The sequence below is a fragment of the Pseudomonas sp. LBUM1673 genome, from assembly GCF_059695645.1.
In genome coordinates this window covers 1,452,462-1,472,581 of sequence record NZ_CP166780.1, presented here as the reverse complement: position 1 = coordinate 1,472,581, position 20,120 = coordinate 1,452,462, and the positions used below count along the sequence as shown (strand labels likewise).

Sequence of the window (20,120 nt, the reverse complement as noted above, 5' to 3'; positions counted from 1 at the left end):
TTTGGTGGAATCAGGCTCTGAGACATCCCCCAGTTTTCGTGATTATCCGCTGATCGATGAGTAAGTGCTCTCGGGGCGTTAGCGACTACCCTGAAGTCTGTTAGCGTTTTTTTCGAAAAGAACGGATTTATTATCAAATTTCATCAAGCGTTAATATTTTCATATCTATGAAAATTAGCGTTTTCGCATATGATCGATGTTCTGTTAGCGTTTTTCTTGCCCCAGTAAAGGATTTCGTCAATGCAAGTCGGTTTCAAGACCCTCGCAAACCGTTACGACATCGCACTGGTACAGCCTCTACGAGTCGACTCGATGATCGGCACTGTACGTGTCAGTCGCGAAAGTGACGGAAATGTGGAGAACCGGTATCCGGCAAGCTATCGGCCCGCAGACGATTTCGCAGGACATTTCGAATTCGGCCTCAAGTACGAAGAGATCCATCTCGAGTTCTTCGCCCGCCTGTTTGCGGCCATAGGTCCGCAGCCTGTCGAAGACTGGTGTCGACGGGAGCCATTCGGCCAGTACGCGCGTCGCACAGGATTCCTCTACGAATGGCTGACAGGGGAACGTCTGGATGTGCCAGACGTGACCAATGGCGGCTATATTGATGTACTTTCGCCACAAGATTACCTGACTCGTCGCGAAGCACTGCGAACGCGGCGTTGGCGAGTCAATAACAATCTGCCGGGGACGGCTGAGTTCTGCCCCTTGGTTCGTCGTACGGCGTCAGTACAGGAAGCTCTGCAATTCGATCTGCGCGAGGCATTGGATGAATTGGATCAGGCCTTTGGCCCCGACATCCTGATGCGTACCGCCAGTTGGCTGACGTTCAAGGAATCGCGCGCGAGCTTTCTTATCGAAAAGGAAGCCGACCAGGCCGACCGCATCCAGCGGTTTGCCCATGTCATTGCCCACTACTGCGGACATATCGAAGACCCGTTGAGCAACGACAGCCTGCAGTCCCTGCAAGCCGGCATTCTGGGACGTGATGCCATCGGACTGGGCTTGCGGCGTTCCCCTGTATTTGTGGGTCAGGCCACGATGCGCGAGGACATCGTGCATTACATTGCCCCCCATTTCTCGGATCTTGCGCAGCTATTGGCAGGACTCAACGAGTTTGAGGTCGCAACGCGTGGTGCGGAGTCAGTGGCACGTGCCGCTGTGTTGGCATTTGGCTTCGTGTACATCCATCCCATGCGCGATGGCAATGGCCGGATTCATCGCTTCCTGATCAACGACACCCTGATTCGGGATAAAGCGGTGCCCGATGGCGTGATACTGCCGGTGTCAGCCACAATCACAAGTTCGATCGACTTCAGGGCCGGCTACGATCGTACGCTCGAAGTGTTCTCGCGACCGTTCATGCGACGTTACGCGACGGCCTATCGGTTCGGCGAACTCGTGACCTACGAGGACGGGACTCTTAGCAATTTCATCTTCGATGAATACGAGGACGCACGCGTTGCCTGGCGGTATCCCGATCTGACCGAACACGTCCTGTACACCGCACGCGTCGTCGATCACACGATTCGAAAGGAAATGGCGGATGAAGCCAGAGTACTGATGATCTTTCAGCGAGCTCAGGAGCAGCTGAAAGAGGTACTGGAAATGCCAGACCAGGATGCGAACCGCATCATCCGCTCCATCAAGGAGAACGGCTGGGTGGTGTCCGGCAAGCTAAAGAAAGGGTACCCGCAGCTTGAAGATGAGCGCATGGCGGAACGAGTCGTGGAGGCCGTGCGTTCTGCGTTTGAGGATCGAGAGATGGGTGCGGGCGAAGAAGGATCTTTCGGCGAATCTGGATAAGGCGCTGGGGTGAATTAGAAAAAACCGGCCTTGATGGCCGATTTTTTGTGTTTGGGGTTTAGGGGCTTGCAGCGATTGCTTTGAATATCTGACTCCTGTTTCGGCCCTCATTCGGCGAATTTACCAATGGCACTTCGGCACAGAATTCGTCGGGCAGCGCCAGGCCCTGCTGCTGGCTCTCAGATCTTGACGTTGCCCGCCCCGCATGCTAGCGAATGCTATACTTCTTTCGAATTGCATGAGGTGTGCAACGTCCCCCACGGGTACAGATACCGACTGCAAATCTCAGTTAACGGCTGCAGGACAGCGGAGGTCTACAGCCAACACGAGATGGGAGGTGTGGCATGAATCGGCACTATTACATCAGTGACAATCTCGACGATCTTGAAGCCGTTGAAAATGAACTGGAAGCCAACGGCATCGATACCGAACAAATTCATGTGCTCAGTGAACAAGTGGCTGATGTTGAAGAACATCACCTTCACGAGGTTAACTCGTTAATGAAGCAAGATGCTGTTCACTCTGGCGAGATTGGCGCGGTGGTCGGTGTACCACTCGCGGCGCTGGTCCTTGGTGGCGCCTGGTGGATGGGCTGGACCGAATCCGCCGCAGGCTGGATGCCTTTTATCCTCCTTGCCATTGTTATATTTGGCTTCTGCATCTGGGAAGGCGGTTTTTTTGGGTTCCAGGTGCCAAACGCTCACTTCCGAAGTTTTAAACAGGTGGTAGACGAGGGCAAACATATCTTCTTCGTGGATGTTGAGCCGGATCAGGAATCGGTATTGGACCGGGTAATCGAACATCATCCAACGCTGACGATCGCCGGCACAGGAACGGCAGCCCCCCACTGGACAGTAGCCTGGCAGCACAAATGGCATCAGTTCAAGCGAGTGATATCGGGTTAGCCCTGGAGACTCATGGCCATCCGGAAGCTGCTTCTTATTGGCCGAAGGAAATGACCCGGCTGAGGAAAACATAGTCCGCCTCGGTGGCCATCAGTCCGACGAGCACCAGCAAACACAAAGGTGGCATCAATATGGCGTAGACCAAGGCCAACCGTTCCCACGCCATATGCATGAAGATGGAGACAATTAAACCTGCCTTCAACAACATGAAAGTGATAATCAGGGACCACCGAAGGTAGCCATGGAAGTGGAAATAGTCGACAAGGTACGACAGCGTGCTGAGGACGAATAACAGCCCCCAAATTTTAAGGTACAAACTGATTGGATGTTGCTGACCTTGAGCGTGCGCCATCATCAGTGCTCCTCTTCAGAACCTGTTCACGCCAGACTTACCATAAATAGAAAAAAGCAAAAATAAACACCCACACCAAATCCACGAAGTGCCAGTAGAGCCCGGCTATCTCGACGTTCTGATAGTTTCCGGAGCGCTCATAATCTCCCCGCAATACTTTCAGCGCCACAATGCTGAGGTAGAGGGCGCCGATTGACACATGCAGTCCGTGGAAACCGGTAATCATGAAAAAGCTGGCACCAAATTGCGCCGCCCCCATGGGGTTTCCCCAGGGACGCACCCCTTCTGCGATCAGCTTGCTCCATTCAAATGCCTGCATGCCGACGAAGGCCACACCCAAGGCAGCGGTCGCCAGCATCAGGGCAGTGGTTTTCACGCGATCACGGCGATAGGCGAAGTTAACGGCCATGGCCATGGTGCCGCTGCTACTGATCAGCACAAAGGTCATGATGGCGATCAGAATAAGTGGGATTTCTCTACCGCCGATCGTCAATGCGAACACTTCACTGGGGTTCGGCCAGGCGGTAGTGATGGTCATGCGTACCGACATGTAACCGGTTAAAAAACAGGTGAATATAAAAGTATCGCTGAGCAGGAATATCCACATCATCGCCTTGCCCCAGGGGACCTGCTTGAAGGCCTCTCTATCCGAGGCCCAGTCGCTGGCGATGCCCTGCCATCCGGGTGCAGGTGGCGAGCCTGGTGGATTGGATAAACTGGACTCGCCTGGGGCTTGTGGGAGCGATGCCATGGCTTTTCACCTCAGGCCGCAGAATCTGGCGATGGCTTCATAGGTTTCTGGCGTGCTGGCCAGTAGAGCGAATAGCACGAACCAAAGACCCAACAAGTAATGCCAATAGATGGCACAGAGCTCTACGCTGGCGCTGAGTTGCGGCAACGGCACGCGATGCAGAAATTTAGTGACGATTATGCTCCAGGCTATCAACCCGCCCAGCAGGTGGAGCCCATGCAGACCGGTCAACAGGTAGAAGAAACTGTTGGCCGGATTGCTGGCGACAAAGTAGCCCCAGACGACAAACTGCTGCCAGACCCAGAGTTGTCCCGTCAGAAAGGCAATGGCAAAAACGCCCCCCAATACAAAACCAATAACCGTTGCGTCCAGTCGAGCCTGTCGGGCCGCCATACGCGACCACTGCAGTGCGATGCAACTGAATACCAGAAAAGCCGAATTCAGCCATAACTGCCAGAGATTGGCTAACGGCGCCAAGGGGTCTGTCAGGGGTAGCCAGTCGGCCATTTGTGAACGGGCAATAAAGGCGAACAGGAAGAGAAAGAATAACGAGCTCACCACCACCAGAAACAAGCGCAGGCCCACTCTTGCGATTTGGCTTCTATCGGCACCCTCGGGGGCCTGAATACCCTCAGGATCGCGACTCCAACTGCCACCGGGCTCAGTGCCATCGGCGTTTCTCAATAGCAGTCTGTTCATGTTTTAACGTCCGCTATCTTGGCTCCGGCACTGAGTTGCCGCATTTGCTCCAGCTCCTCGGCGGAGACCGTTTGCGGAACGAAATCCTGCTCTATCCCCGGCACACTGTAGTCATAGGCCCAGCGGTGCACGACCGGCAGCTTCGCCCCCCAGTTACCGTGTATCGGCGGGGTGTCCGGCGTTTGCCACTCCAGACTGGCCGCGCCCCAGGGATTACTGCCTGCGGGCTTGCCTTTAAATACACTCCAGGCCAGGTTGAACACGAACAGCAGCTGGGAAACGCCGACGAACAATGCGACCACCGTAATGAAGGCATTCAAATCTTGCGCCGACTGCGGGATGAACGCGTAGTTTTCATAGGCGTAGTAGCGACGGGGCATGCCCTGAAAACCCAGGTAGTGCATGGGGAAGAAGATGGCGTAGGTGCCCAGGAAGGTAATCCAGAAATGCAGCTTGCCCAGGGTGTCGTTCAACATGCGCCCGGTGACTTTCGGGAACCAATGATAAATGCCGCCGAACACCACCAGCACCGGTGCGACCCCCATGACCATATGAAAATGGGCTACGACGAAATAGGTGTCCGAGAGCGGAATATCCACGATCACATTGCCGAGAAACAACCCGGTCAGACCGCCGACCAGGAAGGTGACGATAAAGGCCAGGGCAAACAGCATCGGCACGGTCAGATGGATATCGCCCCGCCACAGGGTCAGCACCCAGTTGTAGACTTTCAGTGCGGTCGGCACCGCGATGATCAAAGTGGTGACAGCGAAGAAAAAGCCAAAGTAGGGGTTCATTCCGCTGACATACATATGGTGCGCCCAGACCACAAAGCTGAGTACGCCAATCGCAATAATGGCCCACACCATCATTCGGTAGCCGAAGATATTTTTACGCGCATGCGTGCTGATCAAGTCGGAGACCAGACCAAACGCAGGGAGAGCAACGATGTAGACCTCCGGGTGGCCGAAGAACCAGAACAGGTGCTGGAATAATATCGGGCTGCCACCCTGGTGATCGAGCTGCTGCCCCAGCGAGATCATCGCCGGCATAAAGAAGCTGGTGCCCAACAGCTTGTCAAACAGCATCATGACCGCACTGACGAACAACGCCGGGAAAGCCAGCAAGGCCATGATCGAGGCCATGAAGATTCCCCATACGGAGAGCGGCATGCGAAACAATGTCATGCCATGTGTGCGCGCCTGCAACACCGTGGTGACGTAGTTCAACCCGCCCATGGTGGCTGCGACAATAAAAATCGCCAGTGAGACGAGCATCAGTACGATGCCCCACTCGGTCCCCGGTGTCCCCGGTGAAATGGACTGTGGCGGATAAAGCGTCCAGCCCGAACCGGTGGGGCCGCCCGGGACAAAAAAACTGGCGAGCAACACCAGTACCGCCAGCAGGTAGAACCAGTAACTCAGCATGTTGACATAGGGGAAGACCATGTCGCGGGCGCCCACCATCAGCGGGATCAGATAGTTGCCGAAGCCCCCCAGAAACAAGGCCGTCAGCAAATAAATGACCATGATCATGCCGTGCATGGTCATCGCCTGATAGTAAGCACTGGCGTCCATGAACTCCAGACTACCGGGGAAGCCTATCTGCATGCGCATCAAGCCGGACAACACCACGGCGATAAGACCCACGAATATAGCCGTCAAGGAATATTGAATGGCTATGACCTTGTGGTCCTGACTCCAGATATATTTGGTCAGGAAACTTTTGGGTTCGTGCAGTGCTTCTGTTTCGGCTTGCTCCGCATAGGCCATCACGTCATCCTCCTGTCGAAGTTTCGGTGCATTCCTGGTTGCTTTACGGCTACTTCCCTGGCTCCGCCTTGCTCGTATCAGCGTCAGCATTCGCTTTGGACTTGATGAACGCGATCAGTGCGTTCAACTCCTGATCACTCGGGGTAAAGGCCGGCATGACGGCTGCATAGCCTTTGACGATTTTGGCACTGGGATTAAGAATCGAATCCTTTATATAGCCCTCATCGGCCTTCATGCTCGTACCGTCGGCAAGGGTTACTGTCGTGCCATACAGGCCCTGCCAGCTGGGGCCGACGCCCTTACTGCCATCGACACTGTGGCAGGCCAGACAGCCCAGCGACTCGGCCAGCCGCTGCCCCTGCGTCGCCAAGTCGTCACGTGGGTCCAACGCTTCGCTGGTAGAAGGTTCATTGTCTTGCGACGCGGTACCCAGTGATTTGATCAGGGCGACGACAGCACCCAGTTCATCTTCAGTGAGAGTATAGGCCACCATGACCGGCGGGTAGCCTTGTACCAATCGGGCCTTCGGATCGAGGATCGACTCTTTCAGGTAGGCCTCATCGACCAGCGCACTGGTGCCATCGGCAAGCTGTTCAGTGCGGCCGTACAGCCCCTTCCATCCCGGGCCGAGGCTGGTACTGCCATCCTGGCTATGGCAGGCACCGCAGCCGTATTTTTCGGCCAACAGGCGACCTTTTTCCAGCACGCTGTCCCGGCTGGGTTTGGCAGCTGTCGTTAATGTCTGCGCAAAAGTCGGTTGGCTGTTCAGCCATTGATCGAAGGCACCCTGCTCTTCCACGATCATCTTCCCGCGCATGTTGTAATGACCTACGCCACAATATTCAGCGCAAAGGATTTCATAGTTCCCGGTTTTAGTCGGCGTAAACCAAAAGTACGACACCATCCCTGGCACCATGTCCATCTTGCTGCGAATTTGCGGCACATAGAAATTGTGCAGCACATCTTTAGAGCGCAGTAAAACTTTCACTGGCTGATCGAGTGGAAGGCGAACTTCATTGTTTTTTATAAGCACATCGTCCTGCCCAAAAGGATCCTTGGGGTCAAGGCCGAGGGGATTGGCGAAATCAACAAACTTAATATCCGACTTGCCCAGCTTCCCGTCCTGGCCGGGAAAACGAAAGGCCCACTGCCACTGCTGGGCGACCACTTCAAGTTCATAGGCATTTTTCGGCACCCGGATGAAATCACTGTAAACAACCAGACCTGGCGCCAACATCGCGGCAATACCTAGCGAGGTCACGATAATTAACCATGTTTCCAGCTTTTTATTTTCTGGCTGGTAGTGTGCCCTGACACCCTCCTTGTGACGATAACGCATCACGGCTATCGCCATAAACATCGTGACGGCGATGAAAAATATTCCACTAATGATCAGGGTGATGAACAGGGTGGTGTCTATTGACCCCCAGTTGGAAGCTGCCGGTGTCGCATGCCAGGGCGCGAGTACATGGAACAGCACGGATGCAATAACGATTAGTATCAAGACAATTGCTATTGCCATTTTCTGTTCATCCTATTCCTGTTGCTCATTGGCTATGTACAAGCATCACCACTAAACAGCATAGATTGATCAGGCCAAGGCGCAGGCGCGGTCGAAGGTCGGGTGGCTGAGCAAGGGAGGAAGGCAGGCAAGCGAGATCCGGTTGCCAGCTATACTCAATTTCAGATTACGGACGGCAGAGGTCGGCCAAAAGCGGCGTCAAAAGACGAACCCTGCCTATGCGTAGTAGTCAGATAAGTGATGGCATTGAGAAGAGACAAGCGCCACCGAGTCCAGCAATCCACGACGGAGGTTTCGTCATGAGTAACCTGACGATCGAAGGCTGGTGCAAGCCCAGCCCCGACCAGAAGTCCATCCCGGTCGGTGAGATCCATTTTTACGTCGACGGCCCCCTCCATCTGCGTCTGGAGCAAGCTGAAGAACGTCTACAGAAGACCCATGAGCCCGAAGCCATGGTCGATGTCGACATGGACACAATGAATTTGATCTTGCCTGAGGGATACGGCCCCTTGTCCGATTGCCAAATGCGCGTCTATATACATAAAGAGCGCGATTACGAGCGCGGTCAATTCCATTTGGTAGGGCATCGAGCGAGCGATGGCAGCCTGATCTATACCAACGCGGTTTTGATTGATCAGTTGCTGTAGACGCTACGGCGTGATTCTCGAGGAACACAAGAACCGGTCCGAAGTGGCTAATGCCTGTCAGTTAAGGAACGAAACCTGTGGGAGCGGGCTTGCTCGCGAAGGCGATGTGTCAGTCAACATCAATGTTGACTGTGCCGCCGTCTTCGCGAGCAAGCCCGCTCCACACATGGTTTGCGCGATATCGATGTCATTTGCAGCAGGGCTGATGGCCTGAATATCTGGGTAAATCAAAGGGACAAACGTGTCCCTTTGTTCGTCAACGCGTCGCCACCATAAACAACCGTGGAAACGGCAGCAGCACCGAACCGTCGCTCAGCGCCGGATAGGCCCGCTCGATTGCCGCCTGATACTGTTTGAGGTACTGCGCCTGCTCCGCTTCATCCAGCGGCTCAAGAAAAGGCCGCAAACCGCTGCCCTTGAACCACTCGACCACGCCCGATGCGCCGTCCGCGAGCGGATGATAGTAAGTGGTGCGCCATACATCGACCCGGGTGCAGTGGGCACGCAGCATCGAGTAGTAGCCGCCAGCATCCTCCATTTCGGTTCGTTGGCCAGCAGCCCTTGCCAGTTTGTCAGCCCAAGGGCCGTTTGCTGCGATCTCGCGCATCAACCTGTGCGACGGTTCGTTGAGGTTGTCGGGCATTTGAATCGCCAGGCTGCCGCCGGGCGCGAGTTTGACCGTCAATGACGGCAACAACCGGGCGTGATCGGGCAGCCACTGCAATACCGCATTGGCGAAAATCACGTCGAACAGGCCGGTCTCGTTCCAGGTATCAATGTCAGCAGTGTCGAAACGTACGTGAGGCAAGCGCTTGCGGGCGACCTCGATCATATCGGGTGAACTGTCCAACCCGCGCACCGCGGCATTGGGAAAGCGCTGCACCAGCAACTCGGTGGAATTACCGGGTCCGCAGCCGATGTCGATTGCCGATTGGACGTGCACCGCGGGGATGGCGGCCAGCAAGTCACGCGCCGGGCGTGTGCGCTCATCTTCAAAAGCTACGTATTGTTTGGCGGACCAACTCATATCGCTCTCCTGTCGGTGCGTTGTTGTAGCCAGAGGCAGACAACCAGTTCGCTACGATACATCGAGCGGAGTGCTCTGCCCTATCCCGACTTTTGGAGGGCATTGGGGATCTGAATGAATCTTTTTTTATCGCCAAATCATTGGAAGCCATAACAGAAAGGACCGTTCGTCGACCGACAATCACCGCCCAACCTGATCGTCCACGGCGACCAGACAGTCTGCGCGCCCGACCCCGCCAACCCGACCCAGCCGGGCAGCCATAGCGCCGATGATCATTACTGGGAGTGTTCGCAACTGAGCACGGGCGTGACAGTCTGCGAACTGAGTTTCATGCTGGTCAACCAGAGCTGTGAAGCGGTGGGATACTTCAGCTGGAAAACTGAGGTGACGCTGTCGGCGTAAATAGATAGGCACAAAAAACCGGCCTCAGGGGCAATGCCAGTCAGTTAAGTTATCTCAGCCGCAACGCACTCTTTGTAGCACCTGCCGAAGGCTGCGTTCGGCTGCGAAGCAGTCGTAACACCAGAGATCACGGTGCGCCAGGCAGACCGCGTTAGCCGGATTCACGACGGCTACGCAGACGAACGCAGGCTTCGCCAGCTGCTACAGATTGTAGTACGGCTTAACTGACTGGCATTAGCCTCAAGGGCCGGTTCTCTTGATGCCGCTTATTCAACGGGCTAGTCGTAATATCCAACAGTCTTCTTCAAGTGATCCGAATAATCGTAAAAGGCATAGGCCACATTCCTATGAAGAGCGCGAACGATCAACTCACAGGCCAGTCATTCACTGCTTATCCGCCCCCTTCTCCTGCATCTGCACCGAAGACTTGGTGCCATCAGTATTGTCTTTGGTCTCGTTATCCGAGTTGTCGAAGCAGCCTTGCAACGCGAGCAGGCAACAGGAAAGGCAAAACATGCGGGTGAGGTTCATGCTGTTCTCCGGTTTCATGGGCTTGAAGTAGTGACCCACGATGATGGAAATGGTTGCGACTTTCTGAGCCCCGGGCGATGAACATCGACTAGGGGCGGACCAGCGTTTTTTTTCATCCGACAGGCAATTTCTCAGCAGAATTTTCATCATGCCCGTGCTGTCTGAAAATCAGGCGCATCCCTATGAGGAATACGGCAATGAAATTCGCGAAAATTGCACAGAAACTCTCCCTGTGGACCGGCCAGCCACGGACATTTATGGGGGCGATCATTCTGATTTTCCTGTGGGGCCTGAGCGGACCGATTTTTCATTTCAACGATACCTGGCAACTGATCATCAACACCTCGACCACCATCATCACCTTCCTGATGGTGTTCCTGATCCAGAACACTCAGAACCGCGACACGGACATTTTGCACCTGAAGATCGATGAGTTATTGCGGGTGACCAAGGATGCGCAGAACGCGATGCTGGGACTCGAATCGCTGGACCTCAATCAGTTGGAGGCATTGAGAAAGAAATATCGCAACCTCGGCGAGGGGGAAACGATTTCCCTGGACGGCACCGTCGTCCAGGAAACAAAGAAACAGGATTTGAATCAATGCTGATCGCTGATCCATGCCCTGCGGGTGACTCGGCGGAGTCACCCGCGCCGCAGGCTACTAGCGACTGGCTTGCAGCGCCCTGGCCATTTGCAGATGGTTTTGCAGTTTGGGCAGGGTTTCTTCGGCAAACGCTTTGATTTGCGGCACATCCGTGGTCTGCGCTTGTTGTTGAAGCTGCTCGATGGCCTCTTGGGTGGTTTTCACCTGACTGGCGGCGTACGCCTGATCGAAAGAAGCATCATCTTTCACCTCTGGCATCAAGGCTTTGGCCTTGTCGACCACCTCTTCGCGTGGCGCAACCGGCAAATCGAGTTGCTTGGCAATTTTCGCCAAATGCTGGTTGGCGGTGGTGCGATCGTTGATCACCACGATGGTGTAATCCTTCACCTCTTTGGATTCGGTTTTCTGATGCGCCAGGCGACTTGCTTCGATGTCGGCCATGCCTTTGGCTGACGCTTCGTTGATGAATTCGGCGGGTGACTGGGCAAAGGCACTGCTGGCACTTAGCCCCAGCAGCGTGACAAAACTGGCATTGCGTAAACGGGTGGCCATCCGGTTCATGAGCGCGCCCTCCTTCTTGAAAATTCAAACGGGAGCTTGCGCCCCCGTCTATTAATTAAACCACCTTCACCTATTACCGAGATTTCTGACCACCTTTGCGGTCCATACTGCCTTTCGCAGGGTCTTTTTCAACGGTCGTAGTGGTAGTTTTCCCACCTTTGCGACCGGCTTCAGACGCCTTCGTTCGATCGTTGGTGAGGTTCCCAGGGTTTGGATTTTTTGAAGTAGGCATGGTTCTCATCCTCTTGGTGATGATCAGCGAGCAGTCGCCCGCATAGGATATGAATTTCCACGCCCAAAAAGGTTTAGAAATCCTCGCAACGCCGCGACGAACGGTGCCGGACTTTCAGGCCCCGGGACGCAGGTGATGCTGGCGCTTGGCGGTGTACATCGCCTCATCGGCATGCCTGAACAGCTGTTCTTCTTCGGTGCCATGCTCGGGGTATCGCGCAACGCCGATGCTCGGCTGGATGCTCAGGTTGTGCCCGTCCAGACGCAGGGGCTGAACCAGCACCTGACGGATTTTTTCCGCCACACTTTCAGCGTCTTCCGCGGCGTGGATACCGTGCAACAACACGACAAATTCATCGCCGCCGATGCGCGCCACCGTGTCGGTTTCGCGCACGCAGCCCTTTAGACGATTGGCGACCGCTTGCAGCAGCATGTCGCCGACCGCATGACCGTGGGTGTCGTTGACTTGCTTGAAGCGGTCGAGGTCGACGTAGAGCAACGCCATCCGGCCAAAATCTGCTCGGGCGAGCGCCAGCGAGGCTTTGAGGCGTTCGCGCAGCAATTCGCGATTGGGCAACTGAGTCAGTTGGTCGTACTGAGCCATGCGCTGGAGCCGGGCATGCAATTGCTTGCGCTCGATCGCGGTCGCGACCTGGGCGCAAACATACTGCAGCAACTCCTTGTCTTGTTCGGTGTAGCGTTCGCCGCCGGGCATGCTTTTGACGATCAGCGCGCCAATGGTGCCCTTCTGCGAACTCAATGGCACGCCCAACCAGCAGGGCGAATCCTGGCCCGCGACCAGCGCCGCAAAGCCCGCCGGCGGATTGTCCTGATCCGGGGTCAGCAGGATTGGCAGGCCGCTGCGAATCACTTCAGCGCACAAACGCCCGGTAACAGTCCCGGGCTGCTCGGGTTGCGGTTCACGGTCGTCGACGTGATAGGGAAAATTCAGCTGCGCACAGCGCTCGTCATACAGCGCCACGGAGAAATTCAACGCGGGCAGCCATTCGCCGATGATCGAATGGATGCGTTTGAACAGCGCCAGCAAATCTTCCGCCGCGTGGGCCGCTTCGGAGATCGCATACAGGGCCGCTTGCCGGGACTCGGCCTGCTTGCGCTCGGTGATGTCGTGAGCGACGGCGATGCGCAACTGGTCAACTTCCGACCAGCGCGCCGACCAGAGAATGTGCGCCACCCGACCATCCTTGCGCAGGTAACGATTTTCAAAGTCGAGCTTGGGCTCGCCCCCCATGATCTCCCGCGCGGCGTCGAGAGTGCGCTGGCGGTCGGCAGGATGTACCAGATCGATCATCGGCAGGCCGATCAACTCGTCCGGGGTGTAACCGAAAATGCGCTCGCAGGCCGCGCTGACAAATACGAAGCGACCTTGTTTATCGACCGCACAGACGGCGTCCAGCAAGAGGTCGATGTAGCTCGCCAGTGGGGCGGAATTTCTGGTTGCCATGGTGCAGAGCGCGTGTCCGGACAATCCAACATTGAGTAACCCTCCCTGACCGGTCATACGCCCGAGCGATGACTGTGCTGCCGACGCCTCCTTGCGATCAGCCTCAAGCCTTGTTCGTCATCAGCCCCGGCAGCGCATGCACCAGGGCATTAACCGATGAACATTACCCCGCACAACCGGGTGATCAGCAGTTCATGACGCTGATATAACGTGCGCACCTGACGCGCGCCAACAACGCCTATGAGAATAGCGTAGGCCATAAGGCCGCCGACGAAGCTCAAGACGATCAACCACGGCAGCATCGACCAATGCAGCAACCCTGCACGGCTGGACAGCAGCGCAGTAAAGGTAGCCACCGCCACCGGATAAGCCTTGGGGCGGCGCAAGTCTATCTCAGCCCCCCGGCATCGACTCACTGATCGTCGAAGAACTTCATCCCCGCATACGGCCGTTGCCGACAAGCCGCCAGTCGCGACGCCAGATCCCCGACGTGCGCCTCAAGCTTGTGCCCGTCCGGGTCGAGAAAATAGAACGACGCGCCTTCGCTGCGGTTGTCCCGCCATTCCCGCACGTTGGCCGATCGCAGGCGTTCGACAAACAACGGAAAGCCCGCAGCGCTGATGCTGAAGGCGTAATGGGTGTAGTCGGCGGCGGACGCGGATTCGCGTAGCGGATCGAGAGAAAGGCACAACCACAGACCCGGTAGCGAGAGATAGGCGCCGGTGTCCCAAGTGGCTTCAAGCTGAAATTGCAGCAAGTCGCGATAGAACGGCACGCTGCGGTTCAGGTCGGTGACGGCGAGAGTCAGGTGGTTGAGGCCGGTTAGCATGGGTTTAGTAACCTTGTGTCTCTCTGGCAGGTTCCGAATGGAGCGTACAACTTAAACACCCTTGAGCGTAGAACCGCTGGTGCATTGTTGGCTGTGAGTCAGTCTTCGCGAGCAAGCCCGCTCCCACACTTGATCGAGCTCCAAAGTTGGACACGGTTAGACACAAATCCCTTGTGGGAGATTCTATGGTTGAGGGGAAGCCCCTCAACCGGCTTTGGGTTGGTATTCGCTCTGTCCTTTCAGTAGAGCGAATACGATCCGAGCAAGCTTGCGAGCCAGTATCACCAGCGCCTGAGTGGTGCTGAAGCCTCGAGCTCTTTGCTCTTCGTAAAAGCCTTTCCAGGCTGGCGTACGACTGGCCGACATGGCCGCGTTGTGCAGAAGCCGGCGAGCTTCCGGGTCACCTCGCTTGGTCAAGCTCCGGCGACCGTCTTTTTGTCCCGACTTCGACACCCGTAAATCCATTCCCAGAAAGGCAATAAAGGCATCTGCGTTTCTGAAGTCGCCCCGCTGAAACGCCGTGAGCAAGCGAGCCCCGGTCAGAAATCCGATGCCTTCAACTTTCAGGCAACGCTTCAACTGGCCGAGCAAACCGGCTTCTTTCAGATGATCGTTAATCGTCTTCTCGACCAGCGTCTCAAGCTGCTGCATCGATTTCACTTGCTCGGCAAAAGCCGCCTTCAGCAGCGGCTCATTCGCCCAGCTTTGCACCAGGCCGACTCGAGCCTGAACCAAGGCTGCGCGACGACGAAAAAGGCTCAAGAGCTGGCGGTACAGCGGTGATGGCGGGGTCCAAGGATGAAGATCATCACCCTCGTTCTTCAGATAGCGAGCGAGTAGCCTGGCATCCAGCGCGTCGGTTTTGGCGCGGACATTCACCCCTTTGCGGTAATGGCTGAGTTCGTAGCCACCCACCATGTAAATCACGCAGCCGGCCTCATAGGCCAGATCGGCGAACTCCAGGTGATAGATATTGGTCGATTCAATGGCAATAGCGACAGTCCCCGACAAGGCCTTCAACCACTTCTTGATGGCTGCCTTGTTGTTGGGAATCGTTTCAAGCAGGTCAAGTTCGGCGTGATAGATCACCAGTTCATTCTTGGCAACATCCACGCCTACGATCGGCTTTGAGACAGAAACCAGCATTGCCATTAAATTTCCTCCGGGATATGGTTTTGAGCACTTGAAGGGCTCACCCAGAGGCGCAGGCTTGTTCCTATCGTCGGTCTAGCCAGATGCATTCTTTATCGGCGCTTGGGTGAAAGGAGGAGGGGCGAAATCTCCCACGGATCTGTACTGCGTCAACAGTCAGAATCGGGCTTTGTCCCTCCTCCTCCCTTCAAGTCCTACCATACAAGCGGGCTTGCTCGCGAAGAGGCCGGCCCTGGCAGTGAAAACCTCAGGCCTGACCGCGCAACTGCTAATAAACCAGACATTGCCCATGGAACTCGCCGCGTTGCAGGACAAACTTCAGGTTAAGATTCGCCTCTTTGTCAGCCTCATACGAACCGAACAATACGACCGGGACATCGGCAGCTGAAACTCAGGGAAGATCAAATGAAGAGCAGCACCACCCTTCTCATCACCTGCTGCACGGTTTTTCTCGCTCAATTGGGCATGAGCATTTATCTGTCGGCGCTGCCGGACATTGCCCGGGATCTGTCCGCCGATGCCTCGCAGGTTTCATGGGGGTTGGCGGTGTATCTGATCGGCATGGCGCTGCCGATGCTGTTCTGGGGCAGCCTGGGTCAGCGCATTGGCCGCAAACCGGTGTTGCTCGCAGCACTATGCATCTACGGGGTGGGCAACCTGGCCCTGCCCCTGGGCCAGACGCTCGAGTCGTTCCTGATTTTTCGACTGATTCAGGGTATTGGCGCCAGCGGAATCTCGGTCATGACCCGGGTGCTGATCCGCGACAGTTTTCGCGGCGATCTGCTGGCCAAGGCGTTGTCCTGGATATCGATTTCCTTTGTGGTGGCGCTGGGTATCGGCCAATACTTGGGGTCGATCATCCTGCTGGTGCTGGGCTGGTCGGCGATTTTCTACTTGTTGGGTGGTGTGAGCCTGTTGATGGTAGTGGTGGTGGCGCGGGTCAGGTTCCCGGTGCTGGCAGAAGAGAACACACCGTCATCCGCCTGGACGAGCTACTGGTACATTCTGCGGCATCGGGTCTTCCTGCTGCCGGCCCTCGCCGGTGGTCTGGGGTACGGGGTGATCGTCGCGTTCAACACGGCGGCACCGCTGATTCTGCAAGGCGCCTTCAACTGGTCGGCAGTGGAATACGGGTTGTTGGGCTGGCCAATCAGCGCGGCCTATTTTCTCGGGGCCGTGGCGGTCAATCGCTTTGTGCTGCGCACGGGTCAGCGCCGACTGATGACGGCGGGCGTTGGACTGATACTGGCCGGCAGCGCAGTGATGTTGCTGGGTAGCATCGCTGGCACTTCAATAGCGCTGCTGTTCTGGTTGCCCTATTGTTTTGCAGTGTTTGGCCAGTCGCTGAATTACCCGATCAGCCTGTCCCTGGCCAATGACGGTTCGCCGGTCGGCGGTGCTTACGCGATGGCGTTGAGCGGTTTCATTCACCAACTGTTGGCCGCCGTAATCGGCGGTATCGCCAGCCTGATAGCCAGCCAGCAGGCATGGCCGCTGTCGCTGTTATGTACCTTGCTGGCCTTGGGCGCGCTGCTTTGCGCAGTGCCCGCGCCCGGCCGTCAAACCGCTCAGAACGCGTTGCGGAAAATCTCCTCGATCTGCCGCTGATCCGCCGGCCGTGGATTGGTCAGTCCGCAGGCGTCTTTCAGGGCATTGCCGGCAAGCACCGGGATGTCGTTGAGCCTGGCACCGAGTTCACGCAAACCAGCGGGAATGTCCACGTCCTTGGCCAGGCTGCGAATGGCCGCGATCGCTGCCTGAGCGCCCTCTTCCGGGCTGAACCCGCGAATGTCGGCACCCATTGCATGAGCAACATCGGTCAGGCGGTCGGCGCAGGTCAGCGCGTTGAAACTTTGTACGTGAGGCAGCAGCACCGCGTTGCACACACCATGGGGCAAGTCGTAGAACCCGCCCAACTGGTGAGCCATGGCATGGACATAACCCAGGGATGCATTGTTGAACGCCATGCCGGCGAGGAACTGTGCGTAAGCCATGTTTTCCCGCGCGATCATGTCACTGCCGTCCCGTACGGCCAGGCGCAGGTTATTGGTGATCAACGTGATGGCTTTCAGCGCACAGGCATCGGTAATCGGGTTGGCCGCCGTGGAGACGTAGGCTTCGATGGCGTGGGTCAATGCGTCCATGCCGGTGGCGGCAGTCAGCCCTTTGGGCATCGCGACCATCAGCGCCGGATCGTTGACTGACAGCAGCGGCGTAACATTGCGATCGACGATGGCCATTTTCACGTGACGGGATTCGTCGGTGATGATACAAAAACGGGTCATTTCGCTGGCAGTTCCGGCGGTGGTGTTGATCGCGATCAGTGGCAGTTGCGGCTTGCTGGATTGATCAACGCCTTCGTAATCGCGGATCTGCCCGCCGTTGGTCGCGCACAGGGCAATGCCCTTGGCGCAGTCGTGAGGCGAGCCGCCGCCCAAAGACACCACGAAATCACAGCGACTTTCCTTGAGCAGGCCCAGGCCACGCTCGACGTTGGCGATGCTCGGATTCGCCTTGGCGCCGTCGAAGATCACGGAGTCGATGTCCTGCAGCGCCAGTTTGTCGGCAATCATCTTCGCCACGCCAGCCTCGGCCAGCCCGACGTCGGTGACGATCAGCGCCTTGCGAAAACCATACTTGCGAATGGTGTCCATGGCTTCGTCGAGGCAACCGGAGCCCATGATGTTCACGGCGGGGATGAAAAACGTACTACTCATGAGCGTATCTCCTGGCTGAACCCGAATCGGCAGCACCGATTTGGCGGGGGCGCACAGGATCGACCCATTCGTCGTGCGGTAACTTGATCTGGCTCAAGTCCGGGTCGTGATAAAGTCGCCGTCCATCAGACCTTTTGCTTTGAGACTTTGATCGCAATGACCGATTTCCAGGATGTTGATGCCCAACTTGAAGACTGGAACGTCTTGTGCGCCACCGCCTCGTTCGACGGATTGCTGGTAGGTAACGGCGCCAGCCGCGCAGTGTGGGACGACTTCGGCTACGACTCGTTGTTCGAAAACGCTCGCACCGTCGAAGAAAAGCCTCTGAGCCAATCCGAACTGAGCGTGTTCGACGCGATGCAGACGCGTAGTTTCGAGCAGGTTCTCAGTGCGCTGAAAACCACCAGTCGCGTGAACAAGGCATTGGCCGTCAGCTCCGCCGCACCGCGCAATCGCTATTACGCGATCAAGGAAGCGCTGATCAACACGGTGCATGCGGTGCACATCCCGTGGCGCTTGGTGAAGGCTTCGACGCTGGTGACAATCAATCAGGAACTGGGTAGCTATCGGACGGTGTTCACCACCAACTACGACTTGCTCAACTACTGGGCGATCCAGCATCGGCCAGATGTCATTTGCGATCTGTTTCAGGGTACCGAGCCGCGTTTTGATCTGAGCATCACCGCAACAGACAAAACCCGGCTGCTATACCTGCACGGCGGTCTGCATCTGGTGCGCAATCAGGACGGCACGGCGCGCAAACTGATGTCGACCGAGGGCACATTGCTGGGCAGTTTCGCGATCAACAATACGATCAAGACCCTCGATGACGTGCCGCTGTTCGTCAACGAAGGCCCGGTTCAAGACAAGCTCAAGACCATTCGCAGCTCGGATTACCTGTCGTTCTGCTACGACCAGTTACTGGGCCATGGCGACGGGTTGTGCATCTTCGGGCATGCTCTTGGCGAGCAGGACAGTCACATCGTTCATGCGTTGCGCCAGGCGAAGCCGAAGACCGTGGCGATCTCGATTTATCCGCGCAGCAAGGCGTTCATCCAGCATCAGAAGCGGCATTACGCGAAGGTGTTTGAGGGGACGGGCGTGGCGTTGCGGTTTTTTGATTCGAAGACGCATGCGCTTGGTAGTCCGAAGCTGACCGTTCCAGTCGAGGTCTGAAGCAAACGCATAACCTGTGGGAGCGAGCCTGCTCGCGATAGCGGTGTGTCAGGCGACATCAATGCCTATGTAAATAGCTATCGCGAGCAGGCTCGCTCCCACAGGGATCAGTGTGGACTTGAATGTTGTGATCAGAGCACCGGCAAGGTCTTGTCCTTGATCACCGTGGTCGGGCCGTTGGCCTTGACGCTGGCGATGCCTTTATCCCTCGCGGCATCGGATGAGTAGGATTCGCTGCTGCCGATGACCTGATGGTTGGCAGCCTTCAGGTTGAAGTAAGGATGACCGTCCTTGGTGGTTTTTTTCTCGTAGCGTTCGTCCAGCGGGCTGTTGGCCTGAACCGAGGCGATACCGCTATCGGCCGCGCCGCGCGTGGTGTACAGCTCACTGGTCAGAATGGTTTCGGCGTTGGCCGCTTTCAACACAAACTTGAACTGACCATGGCTGGTTTTGCTCACTTCGTACCATCCAGACATGCTTCTTCTCCTTGGCGATTAAGAGGTTTCGCGCTTCAGAGTAAAGACCAGCTTGCTGCTTCTGTCGCCTATACCGCCGCCATCGCGAGCAGGCTCGCTCCCACAGTGGTTTTGTGTACATCAATCCATTGTGGGAGCGAGCCTGCTCGCGATGGGGCCGGCAAAATCACCACAACACCTCGCTACTTCACCACCGCCCGCACCACCGACAACTCCGGGGCTTGCACCCGTCGCTGGCTCAGGTAGCGCGTACAGCTGACCCGCAAAAACGAGGCGAAATTCACCACTTCGCCGCGGTAATCCATCACTTCTTCATACAACTTGGCGATCAACTGATTGGTGGTCATGCCGTCGACCTCGGCGATTTCGCTGAGGATGTCCCAGAACTGATTCTCCAGCCGCAGGGTGGTCACCACCCCGCAGATGCGCAGCGAGCGAGAGCGCGATTCGTAGAGAATCGGATCGGCCTTGACGTAGAGCTCGCACATGAACAG

General features: G+C 56.5%; 21 protein-coding genes and 2 pseudogenes. 7 read left to right on the top strand and 16 right to left on the bottom strand.

Annotation, left to right across the window (positions count from 1 at the left end; genetic code table 11):
• Window positions 1-240: 240 nt before the first annotated feature.
• Window positions 241-1,806: a Fic family protein gene (locus ACA044_RS06615; protein WP_497445651.1), complete on the top strand. Its 1,566-nt coding sequence runs from the start codon at window positions 241-243 to the stop codon at window positions 1,804-1,806.
• A gap of 344 nt (window positions 1,807-2,150) precedes the next feature.
• Window positions 2,151-2,711, top strand: coding sequence for a magnesium transporter (locus ACA044_RS06610; RefSeq protein WP_497445650.1), 561 nt, complete (start codon window positions 2,151-2,153; stop codon window positions 2,709-2,711).
• Window positions 2,712-2,745: 34 nt separating this feature from the next.
• Here the strand turns inward: ACA044_RS06610 and ACA044_RS06605 are convergent, their stop codons facing one another.
• From ACA044_RS06605 to ACA044_RS06585, 5 genes are read right to left on the bottom strand one after another with little or no spacing between them, the layout of a single operon-like run.
• On the bottom strand, window positions 2,746-3,063 hold the full coding sequence (locus ACA044_RS06605) for a cytochrome C oxidase subunit IV family protein (RefSeq protein ID WP_497447176.1): 318 nt from the start codon (window positions 3,061-3,063) through the stop codon (window positions 2,746-2,748).
• Window positions 3,064-3,100: 37 nt separating this feature from the next.
• Entirely contained in the window at window positions 3,101-3,814 is a 714-nt protein-coding gene (locus ACA044_RS06600) for a heme-copper oxidase subunit III family protein (RefSeq protein WP_497445649.1), read from the bottom strand.
• A 6-nt stretch (window positions 3,815-3,820) separates the two neighbouring features.
• Complete coding sequence (locus tag ACA044_RS06595; protein ID WP_497445648.1) at window positions 3,821-4,513, bottom strand: cytochrome c oxidase subunit 3; 693 nt, start codon at window positions 4,511-4,513, stop codon at window positions 3,821-3,823.
• Window positions 4,510-6,285 (bottom strand): cytochrome c oxidase subunit I, encoded by a 1,776-nt coding sequence (ctaD, locus tag ACA044_RS06590; RefSeq protein WP_497447175.1) that lies wholly within the window; start codon window positions 6,283-6,285, stop codon window positions 4,510-4,512. Before ctaD ends, ACA044_RS06595 begins: the two co-directional genes overlap by 4 nt.
• A gap of 49 nt (window positions 6,286-6,334) precedes the next feature.
• Window positions 6,335-7,807 (bottom strand): cytochrome c oxidase subunit II, encoded by a 1,473-nt coding sequence (locus ACA044_RS06585; protein WP_497445647.1) that lies wholly within the window; start codon window positions 7,805-7,807, stop codon window positions 6,335-6,337.
• A 299-nt stretch (window positions 7,808-8,106) separates the two neighbouring features.
• Here ACA044_RS06585 and ACA044_RS06580 point away from each other — a divergent pair, with 299 nt between their 5' ends.
• Window positions 8,107-8,454: a hypothetical protein gene (locus tag ACA044_RS06580; protein WP_497445646.1), complete on the top strand. Its 348-nt coding sequence runs from the start codon at window positions 8,107-8,109 to the stop codon at window positions 8,452-8,454.
• Between the two features lie 256 nt (window positions 8,455-8,710).
• Here the strand turns inward: ACA044_RS06580 and tam are convergent, their stop codons facing one another.
• Window positions 8,711-9,481 (bottom strand): trans-aconitate 2-methyltransferase, encoded by a 771-nt coding sequence (tam, locus tag ACA044_RS06575; protein ID WP_497445645.1) that lies wholly within the window; start codon window positions 9,479-9,481, stop codon window positions 8,711-8,713.
• Between the two features lie 180 nt (window positions 9,482-9,661).
• Here tam and ACA044_RS06570 point away from each other — a divergent pair.
• Window positions 9,662-9,883 (top strand): annotated as a pseudogene (locus tag ACA044_RS06570) (AidA/PixA family protein); the annotation flags it as partial.
• 384 nt (window positions 9,884-10,267) lie between these two features.
• Here ACA044_RS06570 and ACA044_RS06565 read toward each other — a convergent pair.
• Window positions 10,268-10,564 carry a hypothetical protein gene (locus ACA044_RS06565; protein WP_497447342.1) on the bottom strand — a complete coding sequence of 99 codons (297 nt, stop codon included), beginning with the start codon at window positions 10,562-10,564 and terminating at the stop codon, window positions 10,268-10,270.
• Between the two features lie 47 nt (window positions 10,565-10,611).
• Between ACA044_RS06565 and ACA044_RS06560 the strand changes: the two genes are divergently transcribed.
• A complete protein-coding gene (locus ACA044_RS06560; protein ID WP_497445644.1) occupies window positions 10,612-11,022 on the top strand; it encodes a low affinity iron permease family protein in 411 nt (136 codons plus the stop codon).
• A gap of 54 nt (window positions 11,023-11,076) precedes the next feature.
• Here ACA044_RS06560 and ACA044_RS06555 read toward each other — a convergent pair whose 3' ends face one another.
• The 6 genes and pseudogenes from ACA044_RS06555 to ACA044_RS06530 form a co-directional block, all read right to left on the bottom strand.
• Window positions 11,077-11,580: a DUF4142 domain-containing protein gene (locus ACA044_RS06555; protein WP_497445643.1), complete on the bottom strand. Its 504-nt coding sequence runs from the start codon at window positions 11,578-11,580 to the stop codon at window positions 11,077-11,079.
• A 73-nt stretch (window positions 11,581-11,653) separates the two neighbouring features.
• Window positions 11,654-11,812, bottom strand: coding sequence for a stress protein (locus tag ACA044_RS06550; protein WP_497445642.1), 159 nt, complete (start codon window positions 11,810-11,812; stop codon window positions 11,654-11,656).
• A 114-nt stretch (window positions 11,813-11,926) separates the two neighbouring features.
• The gene (locus ACA044_RS06545; protein WP_497445641.1) at window positions 11,927-13,276 is read right to left on the bottom strand and encodes a sensor domain-containing protein; all 1,350 of its coding nucleotides are present in this window, start codon (window positions 13,274-13,276) and stop codon (window positions 11,927-11,929) included.
• A gap of 103 nt (window positions 13,277-13,379) precedes the next feature.
• Window positions 13,380-13,662: pseudogene (locus ACA044_RS06540) on the bottom strand (LysE family translocator); the annotation flags it as partial.
• 26 nt (window positions 13,663-13,688) lie between these two features.
• Window positions 13,689-14,105 carry a fosfomycin resistance glutathione transferase gene (gene fos / locus ACA044_RS06535; protein ID WP_497445640.1) on the bottom strand — a complete coding sequence of 139 codons (417 nt, stop codon included), beginning with the start codon at window positions 14,103-14,105 and terminating at the stop codon, window positions 13,689-13,691.
• Window positions 14,106-14,309: 204 nt separating this feature from the next.
• Entirely contained in the window at window positions 14,310-15,257 is a 948-nt protein-coding gene (locus ACA044_RS06530) for an IS110 family RNA-guided transposase (protein ID WP_497442862.1), read from the bottom strand.
• A gap of 405 nt (window positions 15,258-15,662) precedes the next feature.
• Here ACA044_RS06530 and ACA044_RS06525 point away from each other — a divergent pair, with 405 nt between their 5' ends.
• The gene (locus ACA044_RS06525) at window positions 15,663-16,865 is read left to right on the top strand and encodes a multidrug effflux MFS transporter (protein ID WP_497445639.1); all 1,203 of its coding nucleotides are present in this window, start codon (window positions 15,663-15,665) and stop codon (window positions 16,863-16,865) included.
• Here ACA044_RS06525 and yiaY read toward each other — a convergent pair.
• On the bottom strand, window positions 16,826-17,974 hold the full coding sequence (gene yiaY / locus ACA044_RS06520; RefSeq protein WP_497445638.1) for an L-threonine dehydrogenase: 1,149 nt from the start codon (window positions 17,972-17,974) through the stop codon (window positions 16,826-16,828). The genes ACA044_RS06525 and yiaY overlap by 40 nt on opposite strands.
• Before the next feature lie 156 nt (window positions 17,975-18,130).
• Here yiaY and ACA044_RS06515 point away from each other — a divergent pair, with 156 nt between their 5' ends.
• Window positions 18,131-19,150, top strand: coding sequence for a DUF4917 family protein (locus tag ACA044_RS06515; RefSeq protein ID WP_497445637.1), 1,020 nt, complete (start codon window positions 18,131-18,133; stop codon window positions 19,148-19,150).
• 131 nt (window positions 19,151-19,281) lie between these two features.
• On the opposite strand, the gene ACA044_RS06510 is transcribed toward ACA044_RS06515, so the two are convergent.
• Window positions 19,282-19,626: a YegP family protein gene (locus ACA044_RS06510; RefSeq protein ID WP_497445636.1), complete on the bottom strand. Its 345-nt coding sequence runs from the start codon at window positions 19,624-19,626 to the stop codon at window positions 19,282-19,284.
• Window positions 19,627-19,808: 182 nt separating this feature from the next.
• The gene (locus ACA044_RS06505) at window positions 19,809-20,114 is read right to left on the bottom strand and encodes a ribbon-helix-helix domain-containing protein (RefSeq protein ID WP_008025707.1); all 306 of its coding nucleotides are present in this window, start codon (window positions 20,112-20,114) and stop codon (window positions 19,809-19,811) included.
• Window positions 20,115-20,120 lie beyond the last annotated feature (6 nt).